Raw genomic sequence first — 23,878 nt, forward strand, 5'->3', positions numbered from 1 at the left:
AAAATAAAACAACAATAAAAATAATAAATAGAGAGGGAGGGGGGGGTGGGTTCGTCTCGGGCGCGGAGGGGCAACACTATTTTTTTTTCTCCGCCGAGGCAAAAAAAAAAAAGAGGCACCACCACCCTAAAAAAATATTTTGTATATAGAGGGGCTTTTAAAATATTTTTTTTTGTTTTATAAAAAATTTCCGCGGGGTAAAAAATTTTTTTTTTTTCTAAAAAATAAGAGCTCCCTCTTTTTTTTACTCGCAAATTAGGGGGCGGGAAAATTTGGGGCAAAAAATCCCTTTTTTAAAACCCAAAAAATTGAAAAATACCCGGGAAAGGGGGGGTTTTAAGTTGTTTTTTTCAAAGTTTGGAAAACAAAGAAGATCCACCTTTTTAAAAAAAAAAAGTTGGGATTCCAATTCTTCAAAGGGGGGGGAAAAAACTGGTTCTTTTTAAGGGGGAGGGGCACTCTTTAGAGAGCCCCCCTACCCACATAATGAATTTTTTTGGGGTCGGGGGGAGGGGGGAAGCAAAAAAATTGGAAGACGTAAAGGGAGGATCTGATTGGGTGTTTGAAGGGAAAAATCGTGTGAAAGTTGCGGAATTGTAAGGGAGATTATGCATAGGAGATGGAGCATGGGAGATAGTAAAAGGGCAGGAAGTATAGAGGGTGTACTAAGTACGCTATTAGATCTTTTGATTATAGGTCGTCTGTTAATAGAGACTCCCTAGATTTTAAGTCCGTCTACAAATTGAGAATTGAATCAGAAAGATATAATTCCCGCTTTGAAGCTCTGGATTTTGAAAAGGCTTATGTTAGAAATATTAATTCTGTCAGCAACCTTAATACTTTTGGCCATATTACTTTGCTTACTGTCGCTATTGTAGCTATTAAACTGGGTAAATTTGATGAGTTTAAGTCTCTTAGTGCTCTGATGCAATCGGCTTAACTTTTGCTGAATTTAGTTCATGCCATTTTTTAACATTTGACTTCTACAGGATATTTATGCCCTTTTTTAGCTCCTCTTTTTGTCTTTTCTTTTCCCTTACCACTTCCTTTATGTTTGATTGTCAGTGTTGATTACTATATATTGTATGTCATACATATTTTGGTTTTTGATTATGATTATTTTAATTAATTTTGCACATCCCTATTTTATTTTAATACCTTTTGAGTAAAAATTCTACACAAAAAATAAGTCTGGATTTTGTCCAGACTCAAAAATATTAAAATTTATTAAGTTTTTTTGCTTCTTCTGCCACTAAAAGAACTTTATCAAAATCACTACCTATAGAAGCCTCTACACTAGCTGCAATTGCTCCCTCCACTAAAGGTGCATCAGCAATTTTTACTTTACCTTCATATTCCTCTCCCAGGAGTTCTATCGCCATTTGCGCACTCATTACAGCACTTCCAATATCAACTAAAACTACTACTCCTTCTCCCTCGTCTACTTTTTTAATTTCCTCCATTATCTCTGTAGCATCTGTTCCCAATCTGCCATCTTGTGTCCCGCCAGCTATCCCTATAGGAACTTTTCCACCTGTCATTTGGCTTGCAAGTTCATAAATCCCCTCTACTATTTTTCTTGAGTGAGAGACTAACACTATTCCAACCATTTTTTCCTCCACCATCATGATAAATTGACAACATCAGAAAAAGACTTTATCATCAAATATGCTGATGTTGCCCCTGGATCTAAGTGTCCAATACTTCTTTCTCCTAAGTAACTTGCTCTTCCTTTTCTTGCAGAAATATTCTTAGTGTATTCCATTCCCTCTTTTGCAGCATTAGCTGCTCTATTTAATGCTTCAGGTAATGCAATGTTATTTTCTAAACTCTCTTTTAAAGCTTTATATGCAGGTTCAATAGAATCTATCATAGTCTTGTCTCCTGCTTCGGCTTTTCCTCTTTGTTTGATGCCATCTAAAGCAGCTTCAAAGATTTTAACTATATCCTCTTCAGAAAGTTCATTTTTACCCTGAACTACTTGTCCAGCCCTCATAAAAGCTGTACCATATAAAGGACCAGAAGCTCCTCCCACCGTAGATACAAGAGTCATGCCTATAGTTTTTAATATTGTCCCTATATCAGTAGTTTCAGGCAATGTGGTCAATTTTTGCTTTACGGCATCAAATCCTCTATCTAAATTTATTCCGTGGTCCGCATCACCAATAGCAGCATCCAACTCTGTAAGGTACTCTTTATTTTCTTTTATAACCTCTACAATTTTGTCCACAATTTTTAGGACATCATTTTTTGTGATAACCATCTTCTACCTCCTAAAAATTTATAATTGTTTGAAAGCAGGTGTATCAGCCTTTGCATCTAACAATGTTTTAAGTTCTTCATCTAATTTTAATAATGTTATAGAAAATCCACTCATTTCAAGAGAGGTCATAAATTCTCCCACGTATGTTTTGTAAACTTTGATCTTCTTACTCTCTAAGATTTCTGCTACTTTCCTGTTCGCGACATAAAGCTCCATTAAAGGAGTTGCACCAAGCCCGTTTATCATAACAGCAACCTCGTCATTTTCTTTATAAGGCAGGTCATTTATTATCTTCTCCATTAAATGTTCTACTATTTCATCTGCAGGTTTTATTTTTTCTCTGTGAGTTCCAGGCTCTCCATGTATTCCTATACCAATCTCCATCTCATCTTCTGCAAGAGTAAAGCTGGGTTTCCCTGCTGCTGGAACAGTACAGGGTGTTAGTGCCATTCCCATTGACCTTACATTTGCAATTACTTTCTCAGCCACTCTTTTTACTTCTTGTAAGCTAGCCCCTTCTTGTGCCTTTGCTCCAGCAATTTTATGAACAAACACAGTTCCAGCAATGCCACGTCTTCCCTGCGTCCAAGTGCTATTTTCTACTGCAACATCATCGTTAACTATCACTTCATCTACTTCTATTCCCTCCATCTGTGCCATTTCTCTAGCCATTTCAAAATTCATTACGTCACCTGTGTAATTTTTAATAATCAATAATACTCCTTTTCCTCCATCCACTGCCTTAATCGCTTCATAAATTTGGTCAGGTGTAGGTGAAGTAAAGACAGCACCAGGGCAAGCCGCATCTAACATTCCATAGCCCACATATCCTGCATGAGCAGGCTCATGGCCACTGCCACCACCACTTACAAGTCCAACTTTTCCTTCTACAGGTGCGTCTTTTCTGACAATTACATCTATGTTGTCAAGTTTTCTCAGGTAAGATGGGTGAGCAGACAGCAAACCTTCTATCATTTCTTTCACGACATCATTAGGATTATTAATCAACTTTTTCATAATTTACCTCCTCCTAAATTTACTTTTGTTAGTTTTTAAATGCAATTTACGTGCCAAATAAATTGTAGCAAACATACAATAAAGAATAGCCTCGAAAGACTATCTTGGTAAAAAGTATCAACTATTTATTTCTTTTGGTATTATCTATCAACAAGTCCAAATTTCCTTGCTTTTGCAGCAATAGTTTTATGGGTAAGTCCTAAAACTTTTCCTGCTTTATTAAAGCTTTTATATCTTTGTATCGCAGCCTTTATTATTTTATACTCATATTCCTCCATTGTAAGTAGCTCACTATTTTCTCCAAGATAAATAATATCATCATCTGATACAGTAGTAGTTTCATTTCGAATATATTGGGGCAAATCTTCATAATCGATGTAATCAGTATCACTTAATGTTATACACCTTTCAATTATATTTTCTAATTCTCGTATATTCCCAGGCCAATCATAATATATCAATGCTTGCATAGCTTTTTTCGTAACCTTTTTTACATTTTTGTTTAGTTTTTTGTTCAGCTTTTCTATAAAATGTTCGACAAGTAGAGGAATATCTCCTCTTCTTTCCCTTAATGGAGGCAAAATCACAGGTATAACGTTTAATCTATAGTATAAATCTTCTCTAAAAGTCCCCTCTTTTATTGCTTTTTCTAAATCTTTATTTGTCGCAGCGATTATCCTCACATCTACTTTTATAGTTTTTATTCCCCCTACTCTTTCAAATTCCTTTTCTTGAATCACTCTCAAAAGCTTTACCTGAATCTCAGGTGGAATATCTCCTATTTCATCAAGAAATATCGTTCCTCCATCTGCTAATTCGAATTTTCCTATCTTTTGAGTTACAGCTCCAGTAAAAGCTCCTCTTTCATGCCCAAAAAGTTCACTCTCCAATAGAGTCACAGGAATAGCCGCACAATTTACCCTTATAAATGGTTTATCCTTTCTCTTACTGGCGTAATGTATCGCATTAGCCACCAGCTCTTTCCCCGTTCCGCTTTCCCCTCTTATGAGGACTGTTGAATCAGTTTCTGCAGCTTTAGAAGCAATAGTAAGAGCGTCTTTTAATTTTCCGCTATTGCCTATTATTATGTCAAAAGCTTTGTCAAGTTTTCTATCTCTTTTCAGCTCATTTTCCAAATATTCTATTTGAGGGAAGTCATAAAATACTACAACCGCCCCTTCTATTTTTGTACCTGTATAAATAGGTGTTATATTTGTTAACACCACATTTGTGCCTATTTTTAGTTTTTTATTCATCTCTTCTTTGCCAGTTTTTAACACATCAGCAATTTTTATATCCGGCATCACTTCTTGTATTTTTTTCCCTATAGCCTGGTCCATATTAATCCCTGTAATACTTTCAGCTGCTTTGTTAAAAATCATTATTGCCCCATTTTCATCAGTAACTATAAGTCCTGAGCCAATAGAATTAAATATTTTCTCATAGGCTATTGAGGTATTTTTTAAAAGTTCATAAGTAGTTTTTTCTTCCTTTTCTTTCCCTAACTCGTTGTAAAAAAAGCCTTTAAACTCTTTTATAGCATTGTCCACATTTGCTCCTTCTACCACTACTTCTATTTCTTCTCCCCGAGAAGCAAAAAAAAGTCACCATTGATAACATACTATTTGCAGGAATCAACCTATTGTCATTTATCTTCCTTAAAAATATGCTTACATTGTTTTGTCTGCTTATGTGACTAACCTTTTGAACAATATGGGCAGCAATCTGAGAATGGATACTCACAGGAGTTCTTAATATTTCCCTTCTTCCCTCCATTTTATCACCACGCAAAAACTTATTTTACATAAAGGTTTCTTGTAGCAATTATGTCAACCCCCGTACCTAAAATGTTCTTCACCACTACATCTCCTATTTTTACAGGAGCTTTAACCTCTACCTTAGCCAATTCAAGCATTATTTCTTGTATCTTTTCTTTTGGAACAGGCTCTTTTGTCCTAACAGATAAGAGTGGAAGATGTCCCCCTATCGCTCTCACACTTGTAGTAATAGTCCTTTTAGGCATAGTAACTTCATTTTTAGCATATTCTAATCCTCTAGAACAAGAATATCCCTTTACGCTTTTTATCTCCCCTCCTTCCATTTCAACTTGTATCCTGCAGCCCAAGGGGCAAACTATGCATGTAATTTCTTTTAGTTCCATTTTATCCCTCCTCAACTAAAAAGACAATACCTTCTTCAAGATTTGCATTTTTTAGTATGTCTTTACTTAAATTTACATCAATCATTTCACCAGGGGTTAAGCGCTGCCTTTTTTGTCTTAGTAAATATTTGTCTCCTGACTTTACTGCTAACATAGCATTGTTATAAACGTTAACAGGTCTCATTCTGAATTTTATCCTTTTTTCTATGTTATCTACATTTATCTTTTGCGGAACAACATAACGTATGCCATTACCAGCTTTTACGGCAATATTGCTTTTTCCAAATTCACCTTCTCGAATAAATCGTATTGCTGAATTAGCTGCCAATCTCGCTTCTGCAGTAACATTGTCAACTAAGTCGTGAACTTGAAGGACATTGCCACAAGCAAAAATTCCAGGAACACTTGTTTCTAACATTTCATTTACAATAGGTCCTCCTGTTATAGGGTCTAGCTCTATACCGGCCTTTTGAGAGAGCTCATTTTCAGGAATCAAGCCAACAGAAAGTATTAACGTATCACAACTTATATACTGTGCAGTCTCCATAATTGGCTCTCTATTTTCATCAACTTTGGCAATTGTAACTCCTTCTACCCTGTCTTTGCCGTGAATTTCAATGACAGTGTGACTTAAAAGAAGAGGAATATTAAAGTCCTCTAAACACTGAACGATGTTTCTTGTAAGTCCACTAGAGTAAGGCATGAGTTCTACAACTGCTTTGACTTTTGCTCCTTCTAATGTAAGCCTTCTCGCCATAATAAGCCCAACATCACCAGAACCTAATATCACTATTTCTTTCCCTGGAAGATATCCTTCCATATTTACATACCTCTGAGCAGTACCTGCTGTGAGAATACCTGCTGGGCGAGTGCCAGGTATCATAATAGCACCTCTCGGCCTTTCCCTGCATCCCATAGCTAAAATTATAGCTCCAGCTTTTATTGTGAACACACCTTCCTTAGAATTAACAGCTTTTACAATTCTATCAGGAGTTATTTCCAAAACCATAGTCTCCAACATCACATTTATACCATATTCTTCTACTTTATCAATGAATCTTTGTGCATATTCTGGTCCTGTCAATTCTTCTTTAAATTCCTGAAGTCCAAATCCATTGTGTATGCACTGCTCTAAAATACCCCCAAGATATTTATCTCTTTCAATTATGACTATATTTTTTACACCCTTTTCATAGGCTTCTACAGCAGCACCCAAGCCTGCAGGGCCGCCACCTATTATGACTATATCATAGTTAAGCATTCTCATACACCTCTTTCTTTAAAACCTCTGCCGCTTTTTCTAATAAAAATTTTTTTGTCTCTGCAGTTAATATATTCGAATTTCTTCCATGCTTTGTAACCTCAAGAGGAGAAATATTAAGTTCTCTTGCTAATATTTCAACAACTCTCGGCCCACAAAAACTTCCCTGGCATCTTCCCATTCCAGCTCTTACACGCCTTTTAACACCATCTAAAGATTTTGCACCTACAGGTCTTCTTATCGCATCTATTATCTCTCCTTCCGTCACTGTCTCACATCTGCATATTATTCTTCCATAAGCAGGATTTTCTTTTATAAGCTTGTTTCTTTCCTCGTCTGAAAGTTCAGTAAATCTTATGACTGGTTTTCTTTTTGGGTTAAAATCTACTTTTTCAATCAACTGAAGTCCAGCATCTTTAAGTATATCCCTTATCATTTCAGCGATAGCAGGAGCTGCAGTAAAACCAGGAGATTCTATTCCAGCAGCATTTATAAATCCTTTCACATCAGATTCTCCAATTATAAAGTCTTTGTCTTCTGTATCAGGAGTCGCTCTAAGTCCTGTAAACTGAGTGATAGTCTTTCTGACATCAAATTTATCCACACTTCTTTTTGCAACTGTAATTGCTTTATTGAGCCCTTCTCTGGTAGTTGCTTTAAATTCTTTATCTTGTATGTCTTCTGAAGTAGGTCCTATCAATAGATTTCCATCAACTGTAGGAGAAACTAGTATTCCTTTACCCATTTTAGTTGGAACCTGGAATATTACTGTCCTTGCAAGATATCCTTGGTCTTTATCTAATATCAAATATTCTCCTTTTCTAGGATGCACAGAAAATGGCTTCGCCCCTACCATGTTATTTATGACATCTGAATAAAGTCCTGCAGCATTGACAACATATTTACTGTAAAATTCTTCTTTGTGAGTTTTTACTATAAAGAAGTCCCCATTTTTTTTGATATCAATTACTTCTGAATTAAAAACAAATTCTGCTCCATTTTGTGCAGCATTTTCTGCCACTGCAATAGTATATCCATAAGGACATATTATTCCTGCTGTTTTGGCATACAAAGCAGCAACTACAGTGTCATTTATGTGTGGTTCTATCTCTTTGACCATATCTTTTGTAATGAGAGACAACCCTTTGACACCATTTTTTATTCCTCTATCAAACAATTCATAGAGCTCTTTTACCTCTTCTTCAGAAAAAGCCACAACTAAAGAACCTGTTCTCTTTATTGGAACATCCAAATCTTTACACAACTCATCGTACATTTCATTTCCTCTGACATTCAGCATAGCTTTTAAAGTACCAGGTACAGGGTCATAACCCGCATGTAGTATTGCACTATTAGCTTTAGAAGCTCCTTCCGAAGCCACATCTTCACCTTTTTCTACAACTAATATTTTTAATTTGTATTTTGAAAGTTCTCTCGCAATTGAACATCCAACCACTCCAGCACCTATTACTAAAACATCGTACATTTCTTTCATAGTCATAAAACCTCCTTAAAAGATAAAAAAACCATATATAACCGACCCTGTCGGCTATATATGGTTCTCCAAATCTCCACCATACTCATATTTATTTTTTCTTCTCTTTAATAAATATATTCTACAAACATCTTAAAATTCCTGCTACTTTTTATCAATTTTTTATTTTATTCTTCAGCCCATTTCATAGCCCTTTCTACAGCCTTTTTCCAACCTTTATACAATTTTTCTCTCTTTTCATTATCCATAGCTGGTTCAAAATGTTTATCAACATTCCAATTCTTCTCTATTTCTTCTTTGCTGTTCCAGAATCCTACTGCCAATCCTGCAAGATAAGAAGCGCCAAGAGCAGTAGTTTCAATTACTTGAGGTCTGTCAACTGGAACACCTAAAATGTCAGATTGGAATTGCATCAAGAAGTTATTAGCACTTGCTCCACCGTCAACTTTTAAAGCCTGCAATTTAATACCTGAATCCTCTTGCATAGCCTCTAATACATCTCTTGTTTGATAAGCAATAGACTCCAGTGTTGCCCTTATTATATGCTCTCTCTTTGCGCCTCTTGTAAGTCCTACAATCGTGCCCCTTGCATACATATCCCAATAAGGTGCTCCTAATCCTACAAAAGCAGGAACAACATATACACCGTTTGTGTCTTCAACTTTCAGCGCATATTCTTCACTTTGCGGTGAATTGTCAATTATTCTAAGTTCGTCTCTCAACCACTGTATCGCAGCACCTGCTATAAATATACTACCCTCTAAAGCATATTCTACTTTCCCATCAATTCCCCAAGCAATTGTAGTGAGAAGTCCAGTATTGGAAGGTACAGCCTTTTCTCCTGTATTCATAAGCATAAAGCAACCTGTTCCATAGGTGTTCTTTGCCATTCCAGGTTTAAAACAGGCTTGACCAAACAATGCTGCTTGCTGGTCTCCCGCATCTCCTGCAATAGGTATCTCTACTCCAAATATACTTTTATCAGTATAGCCATATACATAACTGGAAGGCTTAACTTCCGGAAGCATTTGCTCTGGTATGTTAAGTTCAGCCAATATCTCTTTATCCCATTTAAGCTCATGTATGTTAAAAAGCATCGTTCTTGACGCATTAGAATAGTCAGTTACGTGTACCTTGCCACTTGTCAAATTCCAAATAAGCCAGGTATCAATATTTCCAAAAAGCAATTCTCCTTTTTCTGCTTTTTCACGGGCCCCTTCTACATTATCCAAAATCCATTTTACTTTAGTTCCTGAAAAATATGCATCTACTACAAGTCCTGTCTTTTCTCTAATTTTCTTGTCAAAACCCTTGTTTTTTAGTTCATCGCATATAGGAGCTGTCCTTCTACATTGCCACACTATTGCATTGTAAATAGGTTTTCCTGTATTTTTATCCCATACAACAGTTGTCTCTCTCTGATTTGTAATGCCAATAGCTGCAATATCCTCCGGATTAATACCCGCTTTTTCTATAACACCTTTTGCAACACTATTTGTGAACCCCAGATTTCCATTGGGTCATGCTCTACCCAACCTGGCTTAGGATAAATTTGCTTAAATTCCTGGTTTAGTGAAGCTATTATTTTCCCGCTGCGGTCAAAAATTATCGCACGGGAACTTGTTGTCCCCTGGTCGAAAGCCATAATGTACTTTGCCATCTTTTTTCCTCCTTACAATTTTTATAATATCATATCGGCGAGAGATAAATTCTCGCCGATTTAAACTCTTTAAACTTTTGTATTAGTGTATACTCATAATAAGCTGGTAAACTACAGCTCCAAGTATTCCTCCAACTATTGGCCCAAATATTGGAACTATCAAACCATATCCCCAATCAGAATCTCCTTTCCCTGGGATAGGAAGAATAGCATGAGCAAGCCTTGGTCCAAAGTCTCTTGCTGGATTAATTGCATAACCTGTAGGTCCACCTAAGCTTAACCCTATTGCCCAAATAAGTAAACCAATTAGAAGCGGTCCTAATCCTCCAACTAATTGATTGTTGCCATTTGTTATACCCAGTATTCCTATTAAAAGCATAGCAGTGCCAAATGCCTCTGTCATAAAATTCTTACCCAACTTTCTTATAGCTGGAATAGTTGCAAAAGTACCAAGCTTAGCTGTGGGATCTTCAGTTGCTGCATAATGATCCATGTACATCAAATAAACAATTATAGCTCCCACAAAAGCTCCTAAAACTTGCGCTATAATATAGCCTGGCACCAAACTCCATGAAAACTTGCCTATCGTTGCTAAGCCAATTGTCACAGCTGGATTTAAGTGAGCACCACTTATCCAGCCAACTACATAAACAGCCACCATCACTGCAAATCCCCATCCTGCTGTGATTACAATCCAACCACTGTTTTGACCCTTAGATTTATTTAAGACAACGTTTGCAACAACGCCATCACCTAACCATATAAGTATCATCGTACCAAAAAATTCAGCAACATATTTTGCAAGGTCACTCATAAAATATCCCTCCATGATTCCAAAATTTATTAAGTTTTATTTTTTAAAACTCAATTTTTATGTCTCTCACACTCCTTTCACTCAATAAACCACAGATTTTTTTCACTCGTTGATACGGCAATAGCTCCAGATTTAAGTGCATTTATAACTTCTTCTTTTGTCTTGACTAAACCTCCTGCGATGACTGGTTGATGCACATCTACTGATATTTCACTTATCACTGAGGGAATTATCCCAGGCATTACTTCTATTGCATCTGGAACTATTTGTTTTGCTGAAGCAAACCCTGTTTTTAATGCCTGGGAATCTAAAATGAAAAGTCTCTGGATGCAGAAAAGATCAAATTGTTTAGCGTGTATCAAAATATTATTGCGGGTAGAGATTATACCATGGGGCTTTATTTTTTCAGCCAAATACTCTACTGCTTTGTTGTCCTTTCCTAAACCTTCAAGCAAATCAAAATGCACAAAAACAATTTTATCATGTCTTTTGACCTCTTGAACTATTTCAGAAATGTTCATTATGTCACCAGTAAGTAAAAATATCACCTGTGCATTTGAAGAAAGAGCCGTATTTAAATCTTTTGCCTCTCGCACTGCAGCTATTATCGGGAAGTCTCTCATTGCATCCAGAATCTTTTCTCTCATTTTTATACCCCCATCTTTTCTTTATGCAAGTAATATGCCAAAAAATAAACCTGAAAAATACATATAAAAAAATACCCCTTTGATACAAAATATCAAAGGTTATTATTCCTGTATGATAATTAGTACCAAAATGTTATTTAATTAACATTCTCTTTGCATCTTGATTTTTTATTGCCATAAAAAATCCTATAGCCGAAATTCCCAAGTAAACATAATAAGTAAAAAACCTCCACATGCCCACAAAAATTCCTAATTTACTGGGAGGAAGTATATTTGAAAAAATTGTTGCAAAACCTATTTCTACTACACCAGAACCACTTGGAATAAAACTATACGCCAAAATGTCATAAAATATGAGTTGTCTTCCAATTACTGCTAACAAATTAAAAGGTATATTCATAGCTAATAATAAAACTGGAGCAATGCTGTAAAAAAGCAACCAATAAGCTACTGCATAAAATAATTGAGAAAAAAACAGCTTATAACTGGAAGGCCCTATAAAAAGGTCATTAAAATTTTTATGATAAAGTATGATTTCTTCTTTTATTTTTTCAAAATACTTTTCCAGTTTAGGCTTTTTAAAAAACGAGATATTGCTTATTTTATTAACAATCTCAATGACAAAGCGTGGTTTTAATATGATATAAATTAATATAAATAACAAAAACATCAAAAATATACTTACTAACACTGCAAAATAAGAAAGAACAGTTCCTAATTCTAATTGATTTCTAAAAAAAATAAGTAATATAGGAGGCACAGTCCCAAAAAAAATCCCTGAGAACAAAAGCTTGGCAGTAAAAATCATTAAGCTTTTATTTGGTGAAACTCCTTTTTTACTAAGTAAATATACAATGAGAGGTAAAGCTCCTGAGCCAAAAGGTGTTATGTAGCTTATAAAAAAAGTCGCAAGGTTAAATTTAAAAAGATAATCAAAAGGCAAGTTTTCTCCTAATTCTCTCAATAAATCCCTTATTCGCAAAGTATCCACTATCAAGCTCAATATTATCAAGCCAAAAATCGCCCCAAGATAAAAAAGGGGTATGTGAAAAGCCATTTCAATTTCTTTAACGCCTGTAATTTTTAACAAGACTAAAATTGAACCAATGCTTAAAAGTAATGCAAAAGCCATCATATATAAATTTTTCTTCTCAAGAATTGTCCCCAAAATAATTCCCCCAATTTTGCCTTTGCGATGTAGAAAAACCTACATCACAAAGGCTTTATTTTACATTTTTCATGGTATATCATCTAGGGTTTTAAATTCATATCCCTCGGCTTTAATACTTTTAATTATCCTATCAAGAGCTAAAGCATTGTCTTTTGAAACAGCATGTAAAAGTATGACAGCTCCCGGGTGAAGCCTTTTCATAACAGTATTATAGCTTTCCTCTGGTCCTCCAGGAAGTGGCTGCCAATCAGCCATCGCTAAACTCCAAAAAACCGTTCTATAACCTAACGATTTTGTAAGATACAAGGTTCTCTCACTATACTCACCTTTTGGCGGTCTAAAATACTTCATCTTTTTCCCTGTCAGCTCTTCAAACATATCTCCTAACTTAGTTATTTCCTCTTTTACTTTTTCATCAGATAAGGTAGGTAAGCTTGGATGATTCACTGTGTGATTCCCAACTATATGCCCTTCCTCCACCATCCTTTTAACTAAATCAGCCTGTTCTTTTACATAGGGCCCAGTTACAAAAAAAGCAGCTTTTACATTGTTTTCTTTGAGTATATCTAATATTTTAGGTGTATAACCATTTTCATATCCTTCGTCAAAAGTCAAATAAACTACCTTTTTTGTCGTATCTCCTACAAAAACCGCATCGTATTTTTTTATAAGCTCCATTGCCAAAGGGGTAATTTCTGGAGTTTGATGATTTGGCAACACCCTTAGTCCCCAGCTATACAAAGTGTTATCCAGATTTTCTGTATTGGTATAAACAGCATTGTTGACCGTATTAGATATTTTTTCTTTAGGTTTTTCCAAAGGCTTTTGTAAAGCTTCATTTTGCATTTTTTGTTCTTCTGCCCTTGTAATGTCTTTTTTAGCTATTCCACAAGAAGCAATTGAAAAACACAACAAAATTCCCATTAAGATAGAGAATATTTTTCTTACCATAGCCATACCTCATTTCAATTTTTCTATATTCCGTTTTTATTTTTTCTCTATATAAACATAATATTCTGTTTTTATTTGGAAGTATTTTTGTATATTTCACATACAGTATCTCTACAAAGGCAGAATCTACACAAGGCAAAAGAAGGATTTACTTCAGGATAGTAATCTCCTTCTTGCATTTTTTCCATTTGCTTTAATATATTAAAAAGTTCTTTTCTTAAGTGTCGCCTATTATAAACCTCAAACATAGTATTCCTATAAACTATTCGCCCTCTTTTTACTCTTTTTTGGTATACATCTTCTATTATCAAAAAATATGCAACTAACTGCATAACATCTTTATAATAAGGTGAATCATCAGCTTCACTACTTTTTAATTCTACAGGGACTAATTCTTCTCCCAACTGATAAATATAATCAGGCTTTCCAGATAAGCCATATTTGTCAGATTTTAATAACTTCCCATATATTAATCCCTTTTCTTTTACCTCTTGCGATTTATCTATGTAGATTATTTTACCTCCTCGAAATCCTATGCTTCTTCTCATTTTTTTATAAAAAGGCCTCTGTTCGATAACTGATTGAATAAGCAAATATATAGTAAAAATAAAAAATTATATTGAAAATCATTTTAAACCCTCATAATCGCAATTATTAATAAAATAGCTATAATTCCAAAAATAATCGCATATTTTTTATATCGCAATTTTACAATATCCTTGTAATATTTTTCATGATATTCTATCCCTTTCTTAAAGTTACTAAATTGCAAATCTTGCTCTTTTGGCTCTCTCAAACTATTGATATACTCTATTCCATATTTTTTTATATAATACCACTGATAGGGGCAATAAAGAAATTGATTTATCTCTGTGGCAGATATATACTTATCCTCTTTTTTCATAATATAACACCTTTAAAAACAATATTTTTACAGACTTATTATACCATATAAAAAACGGGGTAAAACCCATTTTTACCCCCGTGGATCGGCTACAACAAGAACATCTATAAATTTAGTACCTTTCATTATTCTTCTAACAATAGAACCCCTTATTATTTCATCAATTCTTCTTCTCACAGACTGTCCTACTACAATTTGAGTAATTGCATTTTCTTCAGCAAATTTTATTATAGCCTTAGCAGGGTCATTTGATTTGACCATGTAAAACTTTGCTTCTAATTTGTTGCACAGCATTGTGATTTCATCTAATTTTTTGAGTTTTTTATGGTCTCTTAAGTCATCATCATTGTAAACATGCAAAACAAAGAGGTCTGCTTTAAGCATTTTAGCTAACCTATAACCTCTTCGTATCAGATACTCTGCATTAAATCTCAAATTTACACAAACCAATATCTTTTCTTGTGCTCCTTTTAATCCTATAACGTTTTTTCTATTTTTATATTCCAAAAGCCTATCGTCAACCTCATTTGCTACTTCCCTCAATGTAAGTTCCCTTAACGCGGAAAGATTGCCAATTCTAAAAAAATTGTTAAGAGCAGTTTCAATCTTATCGGGACTATAAATCTTTCCATTTTTAAGCCTCTCTATCAAAGTCTCCGGCGAAACATCAACTACTTCTACTTCATCACATATTTCTAAAAGTTTATCAGGAATAGTTTCCCTCACCTTTACATTAGTCATGCGGTTTATATAATCATTAAGACTTTCAAAATGTTGTATGTTGACAGCAGTCATCACACTTATGCCGTTATCTATAAGCTCCAAAACATCTTGATATCTCTTTTCATTTTTTTGAACCAGGAGCATTTGTATGGGCTAATTCGTCTACCACCACAACCTGGGGTTTTCTCTTTAAAATAGCCTCCAAATCCATTTCCTTAAGAATTGCACCTTTGTAATTTATTTCCTTTAGCGGAATAATTTCAAGGTCCCCTATCTGCTCCTCAGTGTCTTTTCTCCCATAGGTTTCTACAAAGCCTATTACCACATCTATACCTCTTGCCTTCATTTCATTGGCATCTTGCAACATGTGATAGGTCTTGCCGACACCAGGAGCAGCACCAAGATAAATCTTCAACCTTCCCTTATTAGCTCTTTCTATTTCTCTCAAAAAATAATCAGGGGACTTCTTCGCCATCATAAAGCCTCACTTTTTATTTTTCTTAATTTCTTCTAATAAGCTTAAATTTAATTTAAGCACATTTACCCGTGGTTCTCCAAAAAGGCCTAAAAATCTGCCTTCAATATTTTTATCCACAAGTTTTTTTACAACTTCTTCTGGCAAGTTGTTCGCTTGAGCTACTCTTTTGACTTGTAAATATGCAGCTTCCGGAGAAATATGAGGATCTAATCCTGATGCAGAAGAAGTAACTATATCTGCAGGTATGTCACTTCTTTTTACTCCAGGGTTTTTCTTTAAAAACTCCTCAATATTTCTTTCCACTTCTTCTTTAAATTTAGGATTGGATAAAGCGTAATTAGTACCACCTGAAGACTCTGCATTGTAATCCACTGCAGAAGGTCTTCCCATAAACCACTTAGAATCAGTGAATTTTTGTCCAATGAGCTCGGATCCTACTGCCTTACCATCTACTTTAATTATACTACCCTTTGCCTGATAAGGAAATATTAAATTTGCAATTGCTGTCATAATAAAAGGATATATAAGCCCTAGCAATATCATCAAGACAAGTGTAAATTTAATTGCTTTCTTAACTTCACTCATAGCAAATCCTCCAAATTAAAAGATAGAAGATATTATTAAGTCAATAAGTTTTATCCCCACAAAAGGAGCAATCAATCCTCCCAGTCCGTAAATCAGTAAATTCCTCGCCAATAACGCATTAGCACTCATTGGCCTATATTTTACTCCTCTCATAGCAATAGGAATCAAAATAGGTATTATAATGGCGTTAAATATTAAAGCTGATAATATTGCATTAGTCGGTGAGGAGAGTTTCATTATATCCAGTACCTTTATTGATGGCAAAGTATCAGACATAATGGCAGGAAGTATCGCAAAGTATTTAGCAACGTCATTGGCAATACTAAAAGTAGTCAACGCTCCTCTCGTCATGAGAAGCTGCTTACCAATTGCTACTACTTCAATAATCTTTGTAGGGTCAGAATCAAGGTCCACCATGTTTGCAGCTTCTTTAGCAGCCATTGTACCGCTATTCATTGCAAGTCCTACATCTGCTTGGGCAAGTGCTGGTGCATCATTTGTTCCATCTCCTGTCATGGCAACAAGCCTTCCTGCCGCCTGTTCTCTTTTAATCACATTTATCTTATCCTCTGGTTTACTTTCTGCAATGAATTCGTCAACACCAGCCTCTTCTGCTATTGTTTTTGCAGTTAAAGGATTATCCCCCGTTACCATGATAGTTTTAATTCCCATCGCTCTAAGCTGTTTAAAACGCTCTTTCATACCAGGTTTTATAGTATCCTTTAAATATATTACTCCTAATACTTCTTTGTCTTTCACTACTACAAGAGGAGTCCCACCTAATAAAGATATCTTCTCAACTTCTTTATCTAAATCTTCCGGAATTTCTCCTCCTTGTTCTTTTATATATTCTTTCACCTTATCATAAGACCCTTTTCGCACAATAGTCCCATCTTTTAAATTTAGTCCGCTCATCCTTGTTTCTGCAGTAAATTCTATAACTTCCGCTCCATCTAAAATATCTTCCGGTACCTTTACGCCCATTTTCTTAGCTAAGTCTACTATTGACCTTCCTTCGGGAGTTAAATCTTTTAAAGAGGATACAAGGGCATAATATGTAACTTCTTCTTTTTTATGGCCGCCAACTGGTATAAAATCAGCTGCTAATCTATTTCCAAAAGTGATTGTGCCTGTTTTATCTAAAAGCATTGTGTCGATATCTCCTGCAGCTTCTACTGCTTTTCCAGACATAGCAATTACATTAAAGCGTGTAACTCTATCCATACCTGCAATGCCTATCGCAGAAAGAAGGCCTCCAATTGTAGTTGGTATTAAGCAAACTAACAAAGCAATCAATGTAGTAGCACTTATTCTTACATGGACAAATTTAGCCATTGGGTATAGGGTCATAACAACAATTATAAAAATTATTGTCAAACTCACTAAAACAGTAGTCAAAGCAATTTCATTAGGAGATTTCTGCCTTTTGGCTCCTTCTACCATTTTTATCATTCTGTCTAAAAAAGATTCCCCTTCGTCAACAGTAACTTGGACTTTAATGCTATCGCTTATTACCTTTGTCCCACCAGTAACCGAGCTAAAATCACCACCAGCTTCTTTTATAACTGGTGCAGATTCACCTGTTATTGCAGACTCATCAATTGCAGCAAGTCCTTCTATTATTTCTCCATCAGCCGGAATTATATCTCCTGCCTCACAAAGCACTATATCCCCTTTTTTAAGCTCAGAGGACTTAACCATTTTTATGCTTCCATCACTTTTAATGAGTTTTGCCATAGTCTCTTTTTTTGTCTTTTTAAGGGTATCTGCTTGAGCTTTCCCTCTTCCTTCTGCCAGTGCTTCTGCAAAATTAGCAAAAAGCACTGTTACAAACAATATAAAAGTGATTAAAGCGTTATATCCCACTTCGTCGTAAGTACTTCCAAAATAAGTAGGAAATATTGTAGCCAACAGTGTAATAAACATACCTACCTCTACCACAAACATCACAGGATTTTTATACATTTTAAGAGGATTAAGTTTCAAAAAAGAGTTTTTGATAGCACCTAATACAATTTCTCTACTCATCGTTTTTATTTCTTTTTTCTTTTCATAAAGCGTTACCTCCATTACGTCATGCTCAAAAACTCAGAAATAGGTCCTAATATTATCGCTGGGAAGAAAGTAAGAGCTCCTACAATTACAACAATCGCTATAAAAATTGCTCCAAACAAAGCATTGTCTGTTCTAAAAGTACCTGGCGATGGCGGTGCAGGAATTTTCTCCGCCATAGAACCTGCAACAGCTAACATAAGAATAATGGTTATATATCTTCCAAAGAACATAACTAAACCTGTCATTATATTCATAAACACAGTGTTTCCTATAAATCCTGCAAATTCAGAACCATTATTTGCCGCCGCAGAAGAAAACTCATACAAAACTTGTGTAAGTCCATGGTACAGTGGATTCGTTACAGAAGAAGCTCCCACTTTTAGCATCACTGTCAAAGCAGATGAAAAAAGTATCAAAAAAGGGTGAACCAATATTGCAAGGGCTATAAGTTTTATCTCTTTAGTTTCAATTTTTCTTCCTAAATATTCTGGAGTTCTTCCTACCATAAGCCCTGTCAAAAATACCGTCAATATTGTATACATTATTATATTCTGAAGTCCTGCTCCATCTCCTCCAAAAATGGTATTTAACATCATGAGGATAAGCGGCACTGCTCCTCCTAAAGGTGTATAAGAATCGTGCATGCTGTCAACAGAACCTGTTGTAAAAGCAGTAGTCACAGTCGCAAATAGTGGAGATTGTGAGACTCCAAAGCGAACTTCTTTTCCTTCATAATTTCCATAAGGCGTACCATCAATATGTAATTTCGAATAAGCCACTCCTGGATGACTTTCCGCATAAACTGCTCCAACAGCCAAAAGAATAAAAATCACAAACAAGGAAATGTATAATACCAAAGCGTGTTTTTTATTGTTTATCATTAACCCATAAGTGTAAATTAAAGATGCAGGTAAAAGCATCATAAGAAGCATCTCAATCATATTGGTAAGCCAAGTAGGATTTTCAAATGGGTGAGAAGAATTCGCCTCAAAAAATCCACCGCCATTTGTTCCTAAGTGTTTAATTGACTCTAATACAGCTACGGGACCTGTTATAATAGTTTGCTTACCACCTTCTAATGTATCCACAACTACTTTCCCAGCAAAAGTTTGAGGAACTCCTTGCCATACTAATATAAGAGTGACAATTGCAGAGATAGGAAGCAGAAGCCTTACTACTACTCTTACAAAATCTGCATAAAAATTTCCCAATCCATCTGTTTTTCTGCTAAGTCCTCTCATTATAGCTGCTGCAGTCGCTAACCCTGAAGCCGCAGAAGTAAACATCAAAAATACTATTACGATCATTTGGCTTAAAAAAGTTACGCCATTTTCCCCAGCATAGTGTTGAAGGTTTGTATTTGTCGTAAAGCTTATTGCCGTGTTAAAAGCAAGAGAAGACTCCATGTTTTTAACTCCAGTAGGATTTAAAGGCAAAAATCTTTGTATTCGCAATATAATATACCCAATTATCATCATTACCGTATTAACAAGCAAAAAGGACAATGCATATTTTTTCCAGCTCATTTCTTCTTCTGCATTGATCCCTGAAAGTTTATATATAAAATTTTCTACAGGTAAAAAAACTTTGTCCAATTTCATCGGTTTATACTCAAATATTTTGTACATATAAGTCCCAACTGGTTTAGTTAAAAGAACTACAACCAATATCATAGTAAAAAGTTCTATATTCGAATACATGCACTTTCCTCCCTTAAAATTCTTCCGGATGTATTAAAGCATAAAACAAATAAAGGAGTAAAAGAAAAAAACCACATACAATAAGGCCACCTTTAATACACCCCTACTTCATAAGAATTAGCTTCTACCAAATCACAACACCATTTAACTATTCCTTTTACAACATAGTACAATGTTACAAATCCTAATAGAATTATAAAATCCATATTCTCCTTCACCTCTAATTATTATTATCGATTTTTTATAAAAATATTAAATTTAAACATAAAAAGCCCGCACTCTTTCTTTATGAGGCGGACTACATGACAACACTTTTACATATTGCCATGTCTTCCATCATTTTTGTTAATTTATTTACTATTCATTGTACCATATATATTATATTATTCAACTCAATAAACATCAAAAAGACTTTTTCGCCTTTAAATCCTTTTTTGCGCAAAAAAATAGGATGTAAAGCGTTACAACTATTGTATACTATGTAATCTATCACTTTACATCACTTTCCAATTGTTTTTATAAAAGCGCAAAAAGAAATTTTATTTTTGTATAATACTTTTAATTTCATTTTCATACATTGAAAATAGCTCTTCAGCTCTCTCTTTTGTAGGAGCTTCTATATAGATATTACAAGCAGGTAATTCATAATCCGGTACTACTAACACCCATGAATCTTCTTTATTAAACTTTAAACCATCTAAAAATTCTGCCCCTTCATCAGCCTTTTCAAAAAGCATTCTTATTATTTTCCCTTTATCTCTCCAATCGCATTTTATACTTTTGGATATTCTATATCTTAAAGGAAAACTATCTTTTATAGAGGAAAGTTTTTGAGAGGTATGTTGTAAGTATTCTAAAAGGTCTAGTAAAAAACTAAAGCCGTCAAAATCTAAATTAATCTGTAGGTCTTTTTCTATACCTTCCTTCGACACTATTGTTTTCATTCTATCTTTATGAGAAATTTTGCTGCTTACAGTCTCAATTGCAAATTCCTTCGCAAATTCTGTCAAATATTTGGAACTATCAAAAGGAAGTACAAATTTTTTAACCCCTTGCTCTTTAGCAATTAACATTCTTATAAACTCAAGTTCATCTTCATCAAATTCTCTTCCCTTTTCGTCGTAGAGTTTAACTTTTTCTCCATTTTTATAAAAAAGTACCCCTACATCATAAGACTCCTCTGCTATAAAAAACTCATTTTTACCTATGGCTTCTAATAGCAGTTTTGTTTTTTCATTGTAAGGTTTAATTTTAAAACTTTTATATGCAGTCCTTTTTTCAAAAAGAAAGTTAAGATAATCGTTGTTTATATCAATTTCTCTTATAGGTTTTAAATTTTTCCCATCAACTCGTTCAATATCATATACTCTCAATTTGTTCTCTATTTTCTTTTCTAAGTTTCTATCGATATCACACCCTTCTTTATCGAGAAACAAAATCCTTAAATTTCCTTCTTCTTCCTCTACATAGATTCCTCCTCCACACTTATTTTTCTTAATTCCATATCTTAAAGTGGGTAAAAGAGTATTATTGACTTTTAAGACCTCACAACCACCAGATACAAGCCCAAAACTTATTAAATCGCTTATAAATTGAGATACAATATCCCCATCGTGTCCTACCAACACACTGCTATTCACTATATTTCCAAAAACTTCTCCAATTTCAACTGCAATTTGAGGAGTAATATCCTCATTAAAAACTCCTTTAATCCCCCTATACCCAAAAGTCAAAGGCTTCCTTCCATTCCCCCACACTACATCTTTTGTGATCACAGAGCCCTCATCTATTATTTTATAGGGCCATATTTTTACCTCTGGCTTTATTTCAGCAAAGGATTTTATTTTACAACTCTCCCCTATAACACTGTTTTCAAAAATTCGGACATTATTGCCGATTCTCACTCTATTGCAAACTACACAACCCCTTAATTCACAATTTTTATCTACAATTATTTCATCCCACAATACAGCATTTTTTAAACTGCTCCCTTTCTTTATATAGTTATTTTTACCAATTATTACGTTAGGTCCTACAACAGCGTTAGCTTCAATTATTGCATTGTCTCCTATAATCACAGGAGGGATGATTTTAGCTTCAGGAGAAATTGTAACATTTTTACCTATTACCTTTCCCTTTTTAAGTAACTTATCTTTATATCCTAAATCTACTCTTCCTTCTAAAATATCAAAATGACTAGTGATGTATTGATTGGTATTTCCTATATCACACCAATATCCTCCTGTAATATAACCGTACATTGGAATATCATTTTTCAACAACATAGGAAATAAATCTTTACTAAAATCAAAAGGCTTATCTTGAGGTATAAACTCCAATATTTCTGGTTCTATTATGTATATACCCGTATTTACTGTATCGCTAAACACTTCTCCCCAAGAAGGTTTCTCTAAAAATTTTTTATTTTGCCTTCCTCATCCACAATCACAACACCATATTCCAACGGCACATCTACTCTTGTCAAAATGAGAGTAACTTTTGCCCCTTTCTTTCTGTGAAACTCATAAGCTTCTTTTATATTAACATCAGTAATTACATCTCCGCTCATAACAATAAAAGTATCATTTAGAAAGTCTCTAGCATTTTTGACACTGCCTGCCGTCCCTAACGGCTTATCCTCTATATAAAACTTTATTTCATCCCCATATTCTTCTTCTAAATATTTTTTAATCTTTTGAGGCAAGTAAAAAAGCGTAACAGCTAAATCTTTGATTCCATATTTGTGTAAGTGTTCCACTATATGCTTTATCGCAGGTTTATTTGCAACAGGTACCATAGGCTTAGGTATATCGGCTGTTAAAGGTCTTAGTCTACTTCCTTCTCCACCCGCCATGATTATCCCTTTCATCCAACCACCTCTAAAAAATATTATTAACCCCTAATTCTTAGTGTTTTTTATTTAATGAAAAATTATTCATTTTAAGACATTGGCAACATAAAATTGAAATAGGAAAGGACTTTGCGGGGGAGTAAAAATGATAATCTCTTTAATATATTTCGCGGCAGGAATAGGAGTATTTATTTGGGGAATTTTTACTTTAACAAGGGGATTAAAGGTCTTCTCACACCAAAAAATTTCTCAAATTATTAACAATTTTGCAAGCAATTTATTAAAATCAATAATAATAGGTTTTTTATAACCTTAATTATTCAAAGCAGTAGCATGGTAACTGTAATCGCAGTAACAATGGCAGGAGCAGAGCTTTTAACTCTTAAAAGCGCAGCAGGTATAATTATAGGTTCTAATATTGGAACTACCATTGCCGTGCAGCTTTACGCATTTAATCTGTTTAAAATAGCCCCTTATTTAGTTTTTATAGGTTCTGTACTACATTTCCAAAATTGCAATACTAAATTAAAATTTGTAGGAAATGTATTTTTAGGGTTTGGATTAGTATTTTATGGTCTTAAGATAATGGAACTGGCTACAATGCCTCTTAAAAAAATTCTAACTTCGAGCTTATTAGTGCTAATCTTTCAAATCCTTTCTGGGGAATTCTTGCTGGAATAATCGCAGCATTAATCCTTCAATCAAGTAATGTAGGTATAGCAACACTACAAGTTTTGGTCTCCTCTCAACTAATAACCTTGCCTCAAGCATTGCCAATAATATATGGTTTAAATATTGGAACTTGCTCAGAGGCTATCATACTGAGCTTTGCCTCTAACAAAGAAGGGAAAAAAATAGCTTTCTTTAACATTTTTCTTAATATAGGGGGCACTATACTCTTTTTGCCTTTTACAAATTTTTTTGCAGAGTTTTTGAAACTCATCTCCCCCCACAATCCTTTAAGACAGGTGGCAAACGCCCACACATTTTTTAATCTTTTTTCTGCACTTTTGATAATTCCTTTTCTTAAGCAACTTTTTGTTTTAATAGATAAATTAGTAAATAAATAAAAAATTCAATTAATAGGAATCCTAATATTAAAGTTTATTTTCAAGGTGGTAACAATGAACAAAAGATTAGAA

At 34.5% G+C, this 23,878-nt stretch carries 17 protein-coding genes and 6 pseudogenes; 3 read left to right on the forward strand and 20 right to left on the reverse strand.

Going from position 1 to position 23,878, the window contains the following annotated elements:
• Positions 1 to 643 precede the first annotated feature (643 nt).
• A pseudogene (locus THESIDRAFT1_RS12865) lies at positions 644 to 940 on the forward strand (transposase); the annotation flags it as partial.
• Between the two features lie 277 nt (positions 941 to 1,217).
• On the opposite strand, the gene dhaM reads toward THESIDRAFT1_RS12865, so the two are convergent.
• From dhaM to THESIDRAFT1_RS03010, 20 genes and pseudogenes are all read right to left on the reverse strand, one after another.
• A complete protein-coding gene (gene dhaM, locus THESIDRAFT1_RS02920; protein ID WP_004400541.1) occupies positions 1,218 to 1,610 on the reverse strand; it encodes a dihydroxyacetone kinase phosphoryl donor subunit DhaM in 393 nt (130 codons plus the stop codon).
• A gap of 14 nt (positions 1,611 to 1,624) precedes the next feature.
• Positions 1,625 to 2,263: a dihydroxyacetone kinase subunit DhaL gene (gene dhaL, locus THESIDRAFT1_RS02925; protein ID WP_006569500.1), complete on the reverse strand. Its 639-nt coding sequence runs from the start codon at positions 2,261 to 2,263 to the stop codon at positions 1,625 to 1,627.
• 18 nt (positions 2,264 to 2,281) lie between these two features.
• Positions 2,282 to 3,280 carry a dihydroxyacetone kinase subunit DhaK gene (gene dhaK, locus THESIDRAFT1_RS02930; protein WP_006569501.1) on the reverse strand — a complete coding sequence of 333 codons (999 nt, stop codon included), beginning with the start codon at positions 3,278 to 3,280 and terminating at the stop codon, positions 2,282 to 2,284.
• A gap of 140 nt (positions 3,281 to 3,420) precedes the next feature.
• A pseudogene (locus THESIDRAFT1_RS02935) lies at positions 3,421 to 5,056 on the reverse strand (sigma 54-interacting transcriptional regulator).
• A 19-nt stretch (positions 5,057 to 5,075) separates the two neighbouring features.
• Positions 5,076 to 5,441 (reverse strand): DUF1667 domain-containing protein, encoded by a 366-nt coding sequence (locus THESIDRAFT1_RS02940; RefSeq protein ID WP_003866565.1) that lies wholly within the window; start codon positions 5,439 to 5,441, stop codon positions 5,076 to 5,078.
• Between the two features lies 1 nt (position 5,442).
• Complete coding sequence (locus THESIDRAFT1_RS02945; RefSeq protein ID WP_003871380.1) at positions 5,443 to 6,702, reverse strand: NAD(P)/FAD-dependent oxidoreductase; 1,260 nt, start codon at positions 6,700 to 6,702, stop codon at positions 5,443 to 5,445.
• On the reverse strand, positions 6,695 to 8,197 hold the full coding sequence (locus THESIDRAFT1_RS02950) for an NAD(P)/FAD-dependent oxidoreductase (RefSeq protein WP_006569503.1): 1,503 nt from the start codon (positions 8,195 to 8,197) through the stop codon (positions 6,695 to 6,697). Before THESIDRAFT1_RS02950 ends, THESIDRAFT1_RS02945 begins: the two co-directional genes overlap by 8 nt.
• Before the next feature lie 167 nt (positions 8,198 to 8,364).
• Positions 8,365 to 9,857, reverse strand: a pseudogene (glpK, locus tag THESIDRAFT1_RS02955) (glycerol kinase GlpK).
• 82 nt (positions 9,858 to 9,939) lie between these two features.
• Entirely contained in the window at positions 9,940 to 10,671 is a 732-nt protein-coding gene (locus THESIDRAFT1_RS02960) for an MIP/aquaporin family protein (RefSeq protein ID WP_006569505.1), read from the reverse strand.
• A 77-nt stretch (positions 10,672 to 10,748) separates the two neighbouring features.
• Positions 10,749 to 11,318, reverse strand: a complete 570-nt coding sequence (locus THESIDRAFT1_RS02965; RefSeq protein ID WP_003871376.1) for a glycerol-3-phosphate responsive antiterminator — start codon at positions 11,316 to 11,318, stop codon at positions 10,749 to 10,751.
• Between the two features lie 133 nt (positions 11,319 to 11,451).
• The gene (locus tag THESIDRAFT1_RS02970; protein ID WP_003871136.1) at positions 11,452 to 12,486 is read right to left on the reverse strand and encodes a lysylphosphatidylglycerol synthase transmembrane domain-containing protein; all 1,035 of its coding nucleotides are present in this window, start codon (positions 12,484 to 12,486) and stop codon (positions 11,452 to 11,454) included.
• Positions 12,487 to 12,555: 69 nt separating this feature from the next.
• Positions 12,556 to 13,440: a delta-lactam-biosynthetic de-N-acetylase gene (pdaA, locus tag THESIDRAFT1_RS02975; protein ID WP_006569506.1), complete on the reverse strand. Its 885-nt coding sequence runs from the start codon at positions 13,438 to 13,440 to the stop codon at positions 12,556 to 12,558.
• Positions 13,441 to 13,511: 71 nt separating this feature from the next.
• Positions 13,512 to 14,070: pseudogene (gene cas4, locus THESIDRAFT1_RS02980) on the reverse strand (CRISPR-associated protein Cas4).
• Between the two features lies 1 nt (position 14,071).
• On the reverse strand, positions 14,072 to 14,344 hold the full coding sequence (locus tag THESIDRAFT1_RS02985; RefSeq protein ID WP_006569508.1) for a hypothetical protein: 273 nt from the start codon (positions 14,342 to 14,344) through the stop codon (positions 14,072 to 14,074).
• Between the two features lie 72 nt (positions 14,345 to 14,416).
• A pseudogene (kdpDN, locus tag THESIDRAFT1_RS02990) lies at positions 14,417 to 15,545 on the reverse strand (KdpD-like non-kinase potassium sensor).
• 6 nt (positions 15,546 to 15,551) lie between these two features.
• A complete protein-coding gene (gene kdpC / locus THESIDRAFT1_RS02995; RefSeq protein WP_006569509.1) occupies positions 15,552 to 16,130 on the reverse strand; it encodes a potassium-transporting ATPase subunit KdpC in 579 nt (192 codons plus the stop codon).
• A gap of 15 nt (positions 16,131 to 16,145) precedes the next feature.
• A complete protein-coding gene (gene kdpB / locus THESIDRAFT1_RS03000; RefSeq protein ID WP_006569510.1) occupies positions 16,146 to 18,200 on the reverse strand; it encodes a potassium-transporting ATPase subunit KdpB in 2,055 nt (684 codons plus the stop codon).
• Complete coding sequence (gene kdpA / locus THESIDRAFT1_RS03005; protein ID WP_006569511.1) at positions 18,200 to 19,885, reverse strand: potassium-transporting ATPase subunit KdpA; 1,686 nt, start codon at positions 19,883 to 19,885, stop codon at positions 18,200 to 18,202. Before kdpA ends, kdpB begins: the two co-directional genes overlap by 1 nt.
• A 13-nt stretch (positions 19,886 to 19,898) precedes the next feature.
• Entirely contained in the window at positions 19,899 to 19,982 is an 84-nt protein-coding gene (locus THESIDRAFT1_RS15075) for a potassium-transporting ATPase subunit F (RefSeq protein ID WP_081621997.1), read from the reverse strand.
• A gap of 442 nt (positions 19,983 to 20,424) precedes the next feature.
• A pseudogene (locus tag THESIDRAFT1_RS03010) lies at positions 20,425 to 22,754 on the reverse strand (sugar phosphate nucleotidyltransferase).
• 315 nt (positions 22,755 to 23,069) lie between these two features.
• On the opposite strand from THESIDRAFT1_RS03010, the gene THESIDRAFT1_RS13795 reads away from it, so the two are divergent.
• Both THESIDRAFT1_RS13795 and THESIDRAFT1_RS13800 read left to right on the forward strand, forming a co-directional pair.
• Complete coding sequence (locus THESIDRAFT1_RS13795) at positions 23,070 to 23,417, forward strand: Na/Pi cotransporter family protein (protein ID WP_244262737.1); 348 nt, start codon at positions 23,070 to 23,072, stop codon at positions 23,415 to 23,417.
• Positions 23,417 to 23,806, forward strand: a complete 390-nt coding sequence (locus THESIDRAFT1_RS13800; RefSeq protein ID WP_244262789.1) for a Na/Pi symporter — start codon at positions 23,417 to 23,419, stop codon at positions 23,804 to 23,806. The genes THESIDRAFT1_RS13795 and THESIDRAFT1_RS13800 overlap by 1 nt, the downstream gene beginning before the upstream one ends.
• Positions 23,807 to 23,878 lie beyond the last annotated feature (72 nt).

Origin of the sequence: Thermoanaerobacter siderophilus SR4, from assembly GCF_000262445.1 — a bacterium.
Classification (GTDB): Bacteria; Bacillota; Thermoanaerobacteria; order Thermoanaerobacterales; family Thermoanaerobacteraceae; genus Thermoanaerobacter; species Thermoanaerobacter ethanolicus.